The organism is Peribacillus muralis (assembly GCF_001645685.2).
Taxonomy (GTDB): domain Bacteria; phylum Bacillota; class Bacilli; order Bacillales; family DSM-1321; genus Peribacillus; species Peribacillus muralis_A.
The window spans coordinates 3,357,859-3,371,239 of the sequence record NZ_CP017080.1 but is presented as its reverse complement, the minus strand read 5'-3'; the positions used below and the strand labels follow the sequence as shown (position 1 = coordinate 3,371,239).

Annotated in this window: 16 protein-coding genes and 1 other annotated feature; of the genes, 15 read left to right on the top strand and 1 reads right to left on the bottom strand. The window is 44.5% G+C overall.

The genetic code is table 11. From position 1 onward, the window contains the following. Positions 1-154: 154 nt before the first annotated feature. The 7 genes from ABE28_RS16395 to minD all read left to right on the top strand — a co-directional run bounded on the left by ABE28_RS16395 (position 155) and on the right by minD (position 5,804). Positions 155-724 (top strand): Maf family protein, encoded by a 570-nt coding sequence (locus ABE28_RS16395; RefSeq protein WP_064465881.1) that lies wholly within the window; start codon positions 155-157, stop codon positions 722-724. Positions 725-780: 56 nt separating this feature from the next. Next, positions 781-1,455: a RadC family protein gene (radC, locus tag ABE28_RS16390; protein ID WP_064466135.1), complete on the top strand. Its 675-nt coding sequence runs from the start codon at positions 781-783 to the stop codon at positions 1,453-1,455. Positions 1,456-1,603: 148 nt separating this feature from the next. Then, positions 1,604-2,623: a rod shape-determining protein gene (locus ABE28_RS16385; protein ID WP_064465880.1), complete on the top strand. Its 1,020-nt coding sequence runs from the start codon at positions 1,604-1,606 to the stop codon at positions 2,621-2,623. 193 nt (positions 2,624-2,816) lie between these two features. Beyond that, the gene (gene mreC, locus ABE28_RS16380; RefSeq protein WP_064465879.1) at positions 2,817-3,686 is read left to right on the top strand and encodes a rod shape-determining protein MreC; all 870 of its coding nucleotides are present in this window, start codon (positions 2,817-2,819) and stop codon (positions 3,684-3,686) included. Next, positions 3,683-4,201 carry a rod shape-determining protein MreD gene (gene mreD, locus ABE28_RS16375; protein WP_064465878.1) on the top strand — a complete coding sequence of 173 codons (519 nt, stop codon included), beginning with the start codon at positions 3,683-3,685 and terminating at the stop codon, positions 4,199-4,201. Before mreC ends, mreD begins: the two co-directional genes overlap by 4 nt. Positions 4,202-4,314: 113 nt before the next feature. Continuing rightward, positions 4,315-4,998, top strand: a complete 684-nt coding sequence (minC, locus tag ABE28_RS16370; RefSeq protein WP_064465877.1) for a septum site-determining protein MinC — start codon at positions 4,315-4,317, stop codon at positions 4,996-4,998. A 2-nt stretch (positions 4,999-5,000) separates the two neighbouring features. Beyond that, the gene (minD, locus tag ABE28_RS16365) at positions 5,001-5,804 is read left to right on the top strand and encodes a septum site-determining protein MinD (RefSeq protein WP_064465876.1); all 804 of its coding nucleotides are present in this window, start codon (positions 5,001-5,003) and stop codon (positions 5,802-5,804) included. A 178-nt stretch (positions 5,805-5,982) separates the two neighbouring features. On the opposite strand, the gene ABE28_RS16360 is transcribed toward minD, so the two are convergent. Then, positions 5,983-6,426 carry a S1 domain-containing RNA-binding protein gene (locus ABE28_RS16360; RefSeq protein ID WP_034308861.1) on the bottom strand — a complete coding sequence of 148 codons (444 nt, stop codon included), beginning with the start codon at positions 6,424-6,426 and terminating at the stop codon, positions 5,983-5,985. Positions 6,427-6,680: 254 nt separating this feature from the next. Between ABE28_RS16360 and ABE28_RS16355 the strand changes: the two genes are divergently transcribed. The 8 genes from ABE28_RS16355 (at position 6,681) to obgE (ending at position 13,350) form a co-directional block, all read left to right on the top strand. Further along, complete coding sequence (locus tag ABE28_RS16355; protein ID WP_064465875.1) at positions 6,681-7,430, top strand: M23 family metallopeptidase; 750 nt, start codon at positions 6,681-6,683, stop codon at positions 7,428-7,430. Further along, positions 7,423-8,289: a M50 family metallopeptidase gene (locus ABE28_RS16350; RefSeq protein ID WP_064465874.1), complete on the top strand. Its 867-nt coding sequence runs from the start codon at positions 7,423-7,425 to the stop codon at positions 8,287-8,289. Before ABE28_RS16355 ends, ABE28_RS16350 begins: the two co-directional genes overlap by 8 nt. 41 nt (positions 8,290-8,330) lie before the next feature. Beyond that, entirely contained in the window at positions 8,331-9,803 is a 1,473-nt protein-coding gene (locus ABE28_RS16345) for an Rne/Rng family ribonuclease (RefSeq protein WP_064465873.1), read from the top strand. 75 nt (positions 9,804-9,878) lie between these two features. After that, positions 9,879-9,962: a sequence feature (ribosomal protein L21 leader region), on the top strand. Positions 9,963-9,975: 13 nt separating this feature from the next. Then, positions 9,976-10,284 carry a 50S ribosomal protein L21 gene (rplU, locus tag ABE28_RS16340; RefSeq protein WP_034308849.1) on the top strand — a complete coding sequence of 103 codons (309 nt, stop codon included), beginning with the start codon at positions 9,976-9,978 and terminating at the stop codon, positions 10,282-10,284. A gap of 13 nt (positions 10,285-10,297) precedes the next feature. Beyond that, positions 10,298-10,630, top strand: a complete 333-nt coding sequence (locus tag ABE28_RS16335) for a ribosomal-processing cysteine protease Prp (RefSeq protein WP_064465872.1) — start codon at positions 10,298-10,300, stop codon at positions 10,628-10,630. Between the two features lie 12 nt (positions 10,631-10,642). Beyond that, on the top strand, positions 10,643-10,933 hold the full coding sequence (gene rpmA, locus ABE28_RS16330; protein WP_034308845.1) for a 50S ribosomal protein L27: 291 nt from the start codon (positions 10,643-10,645) through the stop codon (positions 10,931-10,933). Between the two features lie 539 nt (positions 10,934-11,472). Further along, on the top strand, positions 11,473-12,012 hold the full coding sequence (locus ABE28_RS16325) for a Spo0B C-terminal domain-containing protein (protein ID WP_064465871.1): 540 nt from the start codon (positions 11,473-11,475) through the stop codon (positions 12,010-12,012). 48 nt (positions 12,013-12,060) lie between these two features. Further along, positions 12,061-13,350 (top strand): GTPase ObgE, encoded by a 1,290-nt coding sequence (gene obgE / locus ABE28_RS16320; protein ID WP_064465870.1) that lies wholly within the window; start codon positions 12,061-12,063, stop codon positions 13,348-13,350. Positions 13,351-13,381: the final 31 nt, after the last annotated feature.

The following is a 13,381-nucleotide window of genomic DNA, read 5'->3' as shown; positions in this document are numbered from 1 at the left end:
CCATCAAGAAACTGTCAGGTGACAGCTTTTTTTATTTTCCGGGAAATACTTCTCCAGATTTGTCGATTCCTAGTAAACAATAATTGTGGATTGCATAATAATTTGATAGGATAGATATGTATCTCCCTATGTAAAGAAAGGTGACCTTTTAATTATGCAGCCATTGATTTTAGCTTCTTCATCACCACGTCGCAAAGAACTTCTGCAATTTCTACAAATCCCCTTCGAAAGCATCAATTCCAATGTCGATGAAAGTATTGATGATACGATGTGTCCGGATGCTGCGGTGAAAGAGCTTGCCTCGCGTAAAGCGAAAGCCATTGCAGCAGCGTATCAGGAACGCTGGGTAATCGGTTCGGACACGGTTGTCGTCCTTGATGGAAGGATATTAGGCAAGCCAACAAGCCGAGCGGATGGAAAAAGGATGCTGGAGATGTTATCTGGCAGGACACATGATGTATATACGGGTGTTGCCATCTTATTCGGTGAGCATTGCAAAGTGTTCGCGGAAAAAACGGAAGTGACATTTTGGGAGCTGCCAGAAGCTGAAATCGACCGTTATCTGGATAGCGGGGAACCTTTTGATAAAGCTGGCGGCTACGGGATACAAGGATACGGATCCCTGCTTGTCAAACAAATCAAAGGGGACTATTTCTCTGTCGTCGGGCTTCCGGTTTCAAGATTGGCCCGTGAGCTCAAGTCGATGCAGGCGGACTTAGGCTGATAGATCTCTTCTGGCATCTCCCATTCTATGGGAGGGCGGATGTTTTGAGTGAAAAAATGTTAATACGGGATTACCCAAAAGAAGAGAGACCGCGCGAACGGTTTCTGGAGGACGGGCCGCAAAGCCTCTCCAACCAGGAATTGCTTGCGCTGCTATTGAGAACGGGAACAAGGGAAGAATCCGTACTGCAACTAGCTGGCAGGCTCATCAATTCCGTCAAAGGCCTGCGTCTGTTAAAAGAAGCTACCGTGGAGGAATTGACCGGGATCAAAGGAATAGGTGAAGCGAAGGCAATTCATATTCTGGCATCAGTCGAGCTTGGCAGGAGGATCAATCGATTGAATGATCAAGATCGCTATGTGATTCGTTCCCCTGAAGACGGGGCCAATTACTGCATGGAGGAAATGCGGTTTTTGTCGCAGGAACATTTCGTCTGCCTCTATTTAAATACGAAAAATCAAGTGCTTCAAAAAACAACAGTCTTCATCGGCAGCCTCAATGCTTCAATCGTGCACCCCCGAGAGGTTTTTAAAGAAGCTTTCAGAAGGTCTGCCGCCTCTATCATCTGTCTTCATAACCACCCCTCCGGAGACCCCACTCCTAGCCGAGAAGATATTGAAGTGACGAAAAGATTAGTCGAATGTGGTAGAATTATCGGGATCGAGGTATTGGACCACATCATTATCGGGGAGCATAAATATGTTAGTTTGAAGGAAAAAGGTTATTTATGACACTATCAAAATTTTTGACGATACGATATAATATTGTTTATGATTTTTAAAAGAGGAAACTTTTTCAAAACTCTTATTGTCAAAAAACGACAAATTACATGTTGAACTTATAAAAAAAGGCATTTTTGTTTACGAAAGGGAGATACCAATGTTTGGAATAGGCGCTAGAGATATAGGGATTGATTTAGGAACGGCTAACACACTCGTATATGTGAAAGGAAAAGGGATTGCAGTTCGCGAACCATCGGTTGTTGCGGTTCAAACCGATACAAAGCAAATCGTTGCAGTCGGGAATGATGCAAAGAACATGATCGGCCGTACACCAGGAAACGTGGTTGCCCTTCGTCCGATGAAAGATGGGGTAATTGCCGATTATGAAACGACGGCTACCATGATGAAGTACTATATGAAAGAAGCTCAAAAAAAGGGTGTATTCGGTAACAAGCCATATGTCATGATCTGCGTGCCTTCTGGAATAACGGCAGTTGAGCAGCGTGCTGTCATCGATGCTGCCAGACAAGCCGGTGCACGTGATGCATACCCTATCGAAGAACCGTTTGCAGCGGCGATCGGTGCAGACCTTCCTGTTTGGGAACCTACAGGCAGCATGGTCGTGGATATCGGCGGAGGTACGACGGAAGTGGCGATCATTTCCCTTGGCGGAATCGTTACAAGCCAATCCATCCGCATTGCTGGTGACGAAATGGATGATGCCATTATCGTTTACATACGCAAAAACTACAACTTGATGATTGGTGAGCGTACTGCTGAAGCGATCAAAATGGAAATTGGTTCTGCCGGTGACACGGAAGGCGTCGATAACATGGAAATTCGCGGCCGTGACTTATTGACTGGTCTACCGAAGACGATTGAAATTACAGCAGATGAAATTTCGAAAGCATTAGGCGATACAGTTTCTGCGATTGTGGATTCCGTGAAAAACACACTTGAAAAAACACCACCTGAATTGGCCGCTGACATCATGGACAGAGGCATCGTGTTGACGGGCGGAGGCGCTTTGCTGCGTAATTTGGATAAAGTCATCAGCGAAGAAACGCAAATGCCGGTGATCATCGCCGAAGATCCGCTTGATTGTGTCGCGATCGGCACGGGGAAAGCGTTGGACCACATTCATTTATTCAAAACTAAATCAAGAGATTCCCGATAAGCATATCTTCTCAAATAGGAGCCGGCTCAACAAAAGGTTGCAATTTTGAGCCGGTTTTTCTTATGTTCAAGCGCTTCATGACCCGATAGCACAGGAAACGCATTTTTGATATTAAGATTTTAGACGTAAAAATTTTAAGTATTAGGATTTTAAGTGTTGAGATTTTAGATTTTTAGATAGAGGTGCAATTATCATGCCACAGTTTTTTAATAAAAAGCTCCTTCTCTTGCTCGTTAGTATCATCGTTCTCGTGGCATTGATCGGTTTTTCCTTAAAGGAGAGAGAAGAGTTGACATGGCCGGAGCAATTCCTGAAAGACACGACAGGCTGGGTTGGAAATGTGTTTAATAAGCCAGTATCGGGTATAACAGGTTTTGTAGGGGGCTTAAAAGATCTTCAGCATACATACGATGAAAACAAAAAGTTGAAGGCCCGCTTGGATGAATATGTATTATTGAAAACCCAAGTTCAGGATTTAAAAGAAGAAAATGATGAATTTCGCGATAACCTCAAAAAAGAAGATGACCTCCGGAAGTATTCATCGATTCAATCGACGGTCATCGGCCGTAATCCTGACCGTTGGAATGAAATGCTGACGATCAATAAAGGAAAGCGTAATGGGGTAGAAAAGAATATGGCGGTCATCAAGTCCAATGTGCTTGTGGGCAAGGTTAAATCGGCGACTGATTTCACGGCTTCTGTTCAGCTCTTAAGCTCGATCGATAAAGCCAACCGTGTCTCGGCGATCGTCCAAGGTGATAAAGCATACGGTTTGATCGAAGGATTCGATGATAAAAGGAACCTTTTGTTAATGAAACGGATTCCATATGATAAAAAAATCAAGAAGGGTTCTACGGTCATCACTTCCGGTTATGGAGGGATCTTCCCTAAAGGTCTATTGATCGGAAAAGTGGTTGATGTCAAAGTGGATCAATATGGACTGAATCAGACGGCGTATATCGAACCTGCCACGGATTTATACGATATAAATAATGTTATGGTCGTTCAACGTGAAGTTGGCGGGGTAGCGGATGAAAGCGATGGGGAGGATGAAGTGGAGTGAAACAATTCATCCTTTCTTTTATAGCCTTGGTTTTTTTTGTTTTTGAAAGCATCTTCGCGCAGCTATTTGCTGGTGATACATTCGGGGACGATAAAATCCTGGTTCCCCATTTCATGATGATTTTCATTTTTTTCCTGACCATGTACGGCTCCAGGAAAATGGGCATGCTTTATGGGGCCATCCTTGGATTGACCTATGATGTCGTGTATACGGAAATCTTGGGGATCTATATGTTCCTGCTTCCTTTTCTTGCCTACTTGATTTCAAAATGCATGAAAATCCTGCAAAATAATATATTGATTGCCTGTTTGACGGCTTTTGTATTCACGGCCGTTTTAGAGCTGGTCATCTTTCAGATGAATACCATCCTTTCTTTCGCCGATATGCCATTCGGTGAATTCGCAAAAAGGAGATTGCTGCCGACCTTGTTATTGAACCTCGCATTCATCATCGTCAGCTGCTATCCTTTAAAGAGAATATTTGAAAAGCTTGATTTGCAAGGAGACGCGGAATAACGTTTCAATGTCCGAGAGCAGGCAGGAAAGTATTTTCTCCTTTCCGGGATCATAGAAAAAGGAAATTTGTTTTCCTATGTCGAATTATATTTCATTGAGGTGAAACAAACGTCATGAATAAAAGAATTCAGCAAAATGTCATGATTAAGGGAACAAAAGACGGGTTTATGCTTCATCTCGATGATTCTTGCTCATTTTCCGAATTATTGAAAGAGTTAGAAGCGAAGCTTTCGGCAAACTATCAGTTTCAAGAAAATGACCCGTCCATTTCCGTTAAAGTACATACAGGGAACCGCTATCTTGATGATAAACAAGAAGAAATGATTAAAGAAGTCATCCACAAAAAGAAAAAGCTTTTCGTAGATGAGATGATTTCGAATGTCCTGACAAAGGATGAAGCGAACCGCTGGAAAGACGAAAACCAAGTGACGACCGTAACCAAGGTGATAAGATCTGGACAGGTTTTTGAAGTTCCCGGAGATTTACTTTTGATCGGGGATGTCAATCCGGATGGAACGGTACGCGCGGGTGGCAGCATATATGTCATGGGACAGCTCAGGGGAATAGCCCATGCCGGCTACAAGGGGAATAACGAGGCCATAATAGCGGCCTCGGTCATGAAGCCTGCCCAGCTCCGCATTGCCGGACAAGTCAATTTATCTCCTGACGAATATACGAAATGGGGACATGATTTGGAATGTGCCTTCATGGATGAAGAAGAAAATATCATCATCGATAAACTGCAAGTATTAAAGAAATATAGACCTAATTTAAATAGATTAGAAGGGGGTCTCTAATCGTGGGAGAGGCAATAGTTATAACATCCGGTAAGGGTGGTGTCGGGAAAACGACTACCTCCGCCAATTTGGGAACATCTTTAGCTCTTCTAGGCAAAAAGGTTTGCTTGATTGATACGGATATCGGTCTTCGGAACTTGGATGTGATCATGGGGTTGGAAAATCGGATCATCTATGATTTGGTCGATGTGGTCGAAGGGCGCTGCAAGATACATCAAGCGCTTATTAAAGATAAGCACTTCGAGGATCTGCTTTATTTGCTTCCGGCTCCACAAAATAGTGATAAATCTGCTGTGAATGAGGAGCAAATGAAGAAGCTCATAAGCGATATGAAGCCGGACTATGATTATATCCTCATTGACTGCCCCGCAGGCATTGAACAGGGCTTCAGGAATGCCATCGCCGGTGCAGACAAGGCAATCATCGTTACGACGGCGGAGAGACCTGCTGTCAGGGATGCAGACCGCATCATTGGCTTGCTTGAAAAAGAGGAGCAAATCGAACCGCCCCAATTGATCATCAACCGGATACGCGGCCATTTGCTTCATGAAGATGAAGAAATGGATATCGACGGCGTTACCGATTTTCTTAAAATCGATTTAATTGGCGTAATTCCCGACGATGACCAGGTCATTGTGGCTGCGAATAAAAAGGAACCGATCGCCTATAATCCAGACAATAGAGTCTCACTTGCCTATCGGAACATAGCCCGCAGGATTCTTGGTGAATCCGTACCTTTGTCGCCTATCGGCATCGAACCGAAGGGCTTCATGTCCAAATTGAAAAAATTCTTTAGCGTGCGCTAGGTTTTTTTTCGGTGACTTGACCTCTGGCTTGATTACGATTGCTTGGTAAGCCAATTGAATTGGATTCTGGAAGCGGGAGCACTTGATGCTCCCGCTTTTTTTTGCTTCCGCATATATAAAAAAGGCAAGCCGGCGTTCTTGGCTTGCCTTATCCATATGGTTGAAAAATGCAGATGGGTTATCCGCGTCTTCCGCCTCTGCCGCCGCGCTTCGATTCAGTGCTGCGTTTAAGAGTCGATAAATTTTCTTCACTAGTCTTTAAAAAGCGAACCATTTTATCTTCGAAATTTTCCTTTGGCTGGAAATTACCTTTTGAACGAAAATCTTTAGAACGGCTATCCCCTTGGCGTGGTGGGCGTTTGGTATAAGAAGAGGTTTGCCCTTCGGGTCTATCTATAGCCTTTTTGATGGACAAGGCAGTTTTTCCGTCTTTCTCACTAATCACTTTTACTTCAATTTGGTCGCCTACTTTAAGATGGTCATTGACGTCTTTTACATAGCTATCTGCTACCTCACTGATATGCACAAGACCTGTCGAGCCTCCTGGTAATTCTACGAATGCTCCAAAATTAGTGATACCTGTTACTTTACCTTGTACTTTGCTGCCTATTTCGATTGACATAAAAAAATGTTCCCCCTCGATAATGTTAAAACCACTTTATTATAACAAATTTTCGGGAACAATATCAATCGGATTTTTGCCCCAATTGTCCGATTTCATCAATCATTTCGAAAAAACCTTGTATTTTTTGAGTTTTCACCTGATTTTCATTGGAAATATTTATTTTATTTCTAAAATCCTTTCTCGGTCATAGTCAGGACAAGTTGCTCATACGTTGTAATATAGCGTTTTGACAAGAGCAGGGGGGATTCTGTATGGATGATCGCAGGAAAGATATCCGCAATCGTATCGCCAAGAGACGTAAGTTTAATGATAGTCCGATTGAAAACGGAAGTTGGACGGAGATCAACAATGATGAACCGTACGGTGTTGATTCATTCAATGGATATTCCGAAAAAGATCATCCGCTTTTCAGGAAAGAATATTTCTTCTTTAAAATACTTGTCAGTGTCTGCCTGTTCCTGGTCATCGCGGTGATGTTTAAACACCCTTCGGCACGGCTGGATACTGCCAGGAGCTTTGTGACGGAAAACATGAGCAAGGAATTTCAGTTCGCTTCGATCTCCAATTGGTACGAAAGTGCGTTTGGCAAGCCAATCGCTTTTTTGCCGAAGGAAGCGGACAAGGAAACGGTCGACTCGAAGGAAGGCTATGCGAAGCCTGCCTCAGCCAAGATAACCCAAACTTTCGAGACAAACGGTGAGGGACTCATACTGGAAACGAGCAAAGGCTCCAAGGTGGAGGCAATCAATGAAGGGGTCGTCATTTTTGCCGGGGAAAAGGAGGGGATAGGAAAGACGGTCGTCATTCAGCATGCCAATAAAAGTGAATCCTGGTATGGGCAGCTGAAAGAGATTGATGTAAAGCTGTACGAAACCGTTAAAAAGGGCAATGAAGTAGGACAGGTTACAGTCAGTGAAGACGGCTCCAAGGGAAGATTTTATTTAGCCATCAAGGAAAATGACGCTTTCGTCAATCCTAAAAAGGTGATCGAATTTGAGTGAATATGGGAAATTGCTGCTTAAGATCAGGGTGCATCCGACATTGTGGTTCGTCATTGGCGTCGCCATCCTTACTGCTCATTTCGTTGAAATGCTGATGCTCCTGCTCATCGTCTTCATTCATGAAATGGGGCATGCCATCTGTGCTCAGCACTTTAAATGGCGGATAAAGTCCATCCAGCTACTTCCTTTTGGGGGGGCTGTCGAGACCGAGGAGTATGGCAACAAAAGCTTGAAGGAGGATTTGGCGGTGGTGCTTGCCGGTCCGCTTCAGCATGTTTGGCTCATTGGTGCTGCTTTTTTGCTTTATTTCTTTTCTTTTATTTCCTATGAGCTGTATCAGCCTTTTTTGTACATGAACCTGATGCTGCTGGCTTTTAATTTGTTGCCGATTTGGCCCTTGGATGGGGGACGGCTTCTATTCATCGGGGTGTCGCTATATTGCACATTCCTCGAAGCACAGAAACACACACTTCATTTTTCGGCAGCATTCGCTGTTGTCGCTTTTTTGACCTGGCTCATTCTTGATCCGCTCAATTTGAACATTTGGCTCATCATCTTTTTCATCAGTCTCTCACTCGTGATGGAATGGCGGCAGCGCTATTATGCGTTTATCCGGTTCCTCCTGCAGCGTCATTATGGGCATACGAATGATTTGGCGAAATTGAAGCCGATTTTGGTGGATTCACAAGAACCGATTTATAAAGTGCTGGAAATGTTTCAACGGGGGTGCAAACATCCCGTCATCATCATGAAAAACGGCAAGGAAAGCGGCTCGTTGGATGAAACGGAAATCCTTCATGCCTATTTTTCCGAGAAAATGACAAATGGGAAAATCGGTGACCTATTATATTCTTATTAAATATGTTATCCTTTCTTCAAATTGAGGAGAGGATTTTTTTAATGAAAAAGATGATCGCGAACCTGGCTTCACGCGAAAAAAGAATCGCCGTATTGGAGGATGGGGTGTTAAGTAAGCTTGTCATTACGCCTGATCACCAGCGCAGTACGGTCGGCAATGTTTATCTTGGGAAAGTGACGAAGGTATTACCGGGCATGGACGCCGTCTTCATTGATTATGGAGCAGAGAAGAATGGCTTTTTGCATCGCGACGAGCTTCCCTCTTACCAATTGACAAAAAACAGTGATGGAAAAGCAGCCATCGGGCAATTTGTCCGTCAGGGAGAAAAGCTGCTCGTTCAGGTAAGCCGGGATGAGGCAGGAACAAAAGGGGCTAAATTGACGGGGCTGATCGAGTTTTCCACAGAAACCCTCGTATACATACATGGAATGGATTATGTCGGTGTTTCAAAGAAATTCAAAAATGAGCATAAGCAAAAGCGGTGGCGGGAAATGGCCCTGCAAAATAAAAACCGTGATGAGGGATTGATTGTCCGTACCTCTATGGAGAATGAGAGTGAAGCGGTCTTCTTGGAAAGGCTGTCTTCATTGCGTGAGCAGTATAAAGGACTTGAGCGGAAGGCTGCCACACTCAAGGCTCCGGCGCTGCTCCTTGCGAAGGACACGTTTCTTATGATGGTCATGAATGAAATGTCCCAAACGGCTGGTGGACAGCTAGTCATCGATGATTTCGACGCCTGCCGTGACTTGAAGAAATGGGCACAGGAAAATCATAAGGAGTGGGAAATATCCCATGCACCCGGTCCGCAAAATGTGTTTTCCGAAATGGATATTGAAGCGCAAGTGGAGAAAATGAACAAGAAAATCGTTTGGCTTGATAATGGCGGTTATTTGATTTTTGAAGAAACGGAAGCTTTCACCGTCATCGATGTCAACTCTGGCAAGTTCACCGGAAAAGTGGCAAAGGAGGCAACCTTGTTTGCCGTCAATCAGGCGGCGGCGAAAGAGGTCGCCCGCCAGTTAAGGCTAAGGAATATCAGTGGCATCATCTTGATTGATTTCATCAATATGGCCCAATCAAGACACGAACAGGAAATCAAAGATATCGTCAAAAAGGAAACGGCGAAGGATGAGAAGCGGGTCCAGGTCATCGGCTTCACTGATCTGGGCATCCTCCAAGTGACGCGAAAGAGAACGTCGCCATCTTTAAGTGAATTGATGACGGTTCCCTGTCCGGTTTGCAGTGGAAGCGGCAAAATCGAGAGCCCGGAAACCGTGGCCTTCCGGCTGGAGCGTGAACTGCTGGAGCATCGGAAGACAGATGATGAAGCGGTCTGGGTCGAGGCAAGCAAGGCAGTGGCCGATGCGCTGCTCGGTGAAAAGGAATCGTACAGGCAGACACTGGAGGAATTGATCGGCAAAAGGTTATTCCTATCATTTATCCCCGGCTCCATGAATGCCTATTCCATCAAGCGCTTCGGCAGCATTCAGGAAATCAGCGGCGCCTTCAAGTGAAGGGCAAGAATTTCTATAAATATATTGACAGGCATTCCGGTTTCATGATAGGATTTTACTGTTATGTTTGTAGCACCCGTGCTACAACCGCTCAACAACAGGTCCTAAGCTTTTGCCTTTCAGGTAGAACGCCTGTGATTGGCGAGTCTGAGACATTCAAGGAGGTGCAAGTATGTACGCAATTATCGAAACTGGCGGTAAACAAATTAAAGTAGCAGCTGGCGAAGCGGTTTACATTGAAAAATTAAACGCAGAAGCAGGCGAAACTGTTACATTTGACAAAGTTTTATTCGTAGGTGGCGAAGACGTGAAAGTCGGTGCTCCACTAGTTGAAGGCGCTACTGTAACAGGTACTGTCGAAAAACAAGGGAAGCAAAAGAAAATCACTGTTTTCAAATACAAAGCGAAGAAAAACAATCGTAAAAAACAAGGTCATCGTCAACCATACACAAAAGTTGTTATCGAAGCAATCAACGCGTAAGGGCTGATTCTAGATGATTAAAGTTGTCTTTGATGCTCCGCAGGAACGAATCGCTTCGTTCACCTTAAGCGGACATGCTAATTTTGCTAAAAAAGGTTCCGATATCGTTTGTGCAGGTGTATCGGCTGTTTCCTTCGGGGCAGTCAATGCGATCATGTCCTTAACGGACGTGAAGCCTGAGATCGAGCAAGGAAGAGAAGGCGGCTACCTTCGCTGCGCCATTCCGGCGAATATTTCACCGGAATCCGAAGAGAAGGTCCAGCTGCTTTTGAACGGCATGCTCGTATCGCTGCAAACCATCGAGCGTGATTATGGTAAATACATGAAAATTATCCTCAACCAATAGGAGGTGGAACAAATGTTAAGATTAAATCTTCAGTTCTTCGCTTCGAAAAAAGGAGTAGGTTCTACAAAGAACGGACGTGACTCTCAATCTAAGCGTCTTGGCGCTAAACGTGCAGACGGTCAATTCGTATCTGGTGGTTCTATCCTTTACCGTCAACGCGGAACGAAAATCTATCCAGGTGAGAACGTAGGCCGTGGTGGAGACGATACTCTATACGCTAAAGTAGACGGTGTTGTTAAATTCGAACGTTTCGGACGTGACCGTAAAAAAGTAAGCGTATATCCAGTTGCACAAGAAGCATAATTGGCATCTTTGAACAGAGGCTGACTCAAAAGGGTCTGATTCCTTCTACGAGAAACTATATACCGGTCATTTTTAATAATGGAAGGGCGATATAGTGAAGAAGGGGTCCGGCCCTTTATTTATAATATGGTTCGATGAATAACCAGCGTTTTGCAGGAGACTTTAGTCATCAGTATAAGGAAAACAACCTCTGACTTACAAAAGGCTCGCCAACCGGCGGGCTTTCTTACACTTTCAGGGGGAAACCGGATTACTGATCCATCCCATTTGTTCTTTCAAATGGACAGTCCATCACAACTGTAATATCTCCAATTGGTGCATAAAAAAGGCCCATTCTCTTTTCCAGTTCAAATGGCTCTACCATCGTCCAAAGAACTCAGGGTGTGTGGCTGTATTTTTTGGACGGGGGCTTTCATGTGAAGGCATGTGAATCGAGCTTCATTTCCTGTTTGTTGTTTTTTTGTTATACTGTACAAATGGAAGTATTCAACATGATAGAGCCGAAAAAAGTTTCTTTATCATAATTGAAGGTGTTAATAATGGATAAAAATTGGGCGACTATAGAAACCTTGCGTCAAACCAGGCATGATTGGCTGAACAAAATTCAAATCATCAAAGGGAACCTCGAGTTGAATAGGATCGATCGAGTCAAGGGCATCATTGATGAAATCATTGTTGAAACCCAGAATGAAGCACGCCTCTCCAGTTTGAATTTACCTAAGTTCACCGAGATGCTGCTGACATCGAATTGGAATAGTGGCTCCTTTTATTGCGAATATGAAATCATCGATGTTTTTAAAGGCTCTGCCGATTTGGATGAGCTGATGTATCGCTGGACGGCCGCTTACTTTACCATTTTGGATAAGAGCCTGGATCCGGCTTTTGAAAATATATTGGCTGTTTCCTTGGGAGAAAAAGAAGTGAATGGCATGCACTGTTCATTTCATATGCAAGGCCGGTTCATTGACCAATCCGAAGTGATGGAGTTTTTGGAACGTTCCCTAACCGATGGGCAAACGATTGAATTGTGCGAATGTAATGAAGATGAACTGTTTTTTAAGATGAATATTAATTTTTAGAGAAGTATACAGCAAGAATTGACTTGCAGAAAACAAGGAAGTGATAGCATGTTTGTCGATCAAACGAAAGTCTATATAAAAGGCGGAGACGGTGGTAACGGGATAGTTGCTTATCGTCGCGAAAAATTCATTCCAAAAGGCGGACCTGCCGGCGGAGATGGCGGTAATGGGGCCAATGTCGTATTTGAAGTGGAAGAGGGCTTGCGTACGTTGATGGATTTCCGTTATCAGCGTCATTTCAAGGCACCCCGCGGAGAGCATGGCATGTCCAAAAACATGCATGGGGCGGCCGCGAAGGATATGATCATCAAAGTTCCGCCAGGCACGGTGGTCATTGATGAAAAAACGAAGGAAGTCCTTGCCGATTTAGTTGAGCACGGGCAGCGCGCCATTATTGCCAAGGGTGGACGCGGAGGCCGTGGAAACTCCCGTTTTGCTACACCTGCCAACCCTGCTCCAGAAATTGCGGAGAACGGTGAACCCGGCCAGGAACGCGATATCATCATGGAATTGAAGCTGCTTGCTGATGTCGGCTTGGTCGGTTTCCCTAGCGTGGGGAAATCCACTTTGCTTTCAGTCGTATCTGCAGCAAGACCTAAAATTGCCGAATATCATTTCACTACGATCGTCCCTAACCTCGGAATGGTGGAAACGGAAGATCACCGCAGCTTCGTCATGGCCGATTTGCCTGGTCTGATCGAAGGGGCTTCCGAAGGGGTCGGCCTTGGGCATCAATTCCTGCGCCATATTGAAAGAACGAGGGTAATCGTTCATGTAATCGATATGTCTGGTCTTGAAGGCAGGGATCCGTATGAAGACTACCAAACAATCAATAAAGAGTTGGAAGAATATAACCTGCGTTTGACCGAGCGTCCGCAAATCATCGTTGCAAGTAAAATGGATATGCCGGACTCAGCAGAAAATCTGGCGGCATTCAAAGAAAAGCTGGAAGAAGACTACCCGGTCTTCCCGATTTCTGCGGTAACGCGTGACGGAATACGTGAGCTTCTTTATGCAATTGCTGATAAAATCGAAGAAACACCTGAGTTCCCTCTTGATCATGAAGAAGAAAATACGGGAATTCACCGTGTTCTTTATAAACACACATCACAGACGGATGAGTTCAACATTGAACGCGAATCGGATGGCAGCTTTGCCGTATCAGGATTCAAGATCGAGCGTCTATTCAAAATGACGGACTTCACCCGTGAAGAATCGATCCGTCGTTTCGCCAGGCAGCTTCGTTCATTCGGAGTCGACGAAGGCCTACGTCAAAGAGGTGCTACAAATGGTGATATCGTCCGTATCCTTGAATATGAATTTGAATTTGTTGATTGATTAGTTGCCATGACGGCAGGCAAAAGGAGGC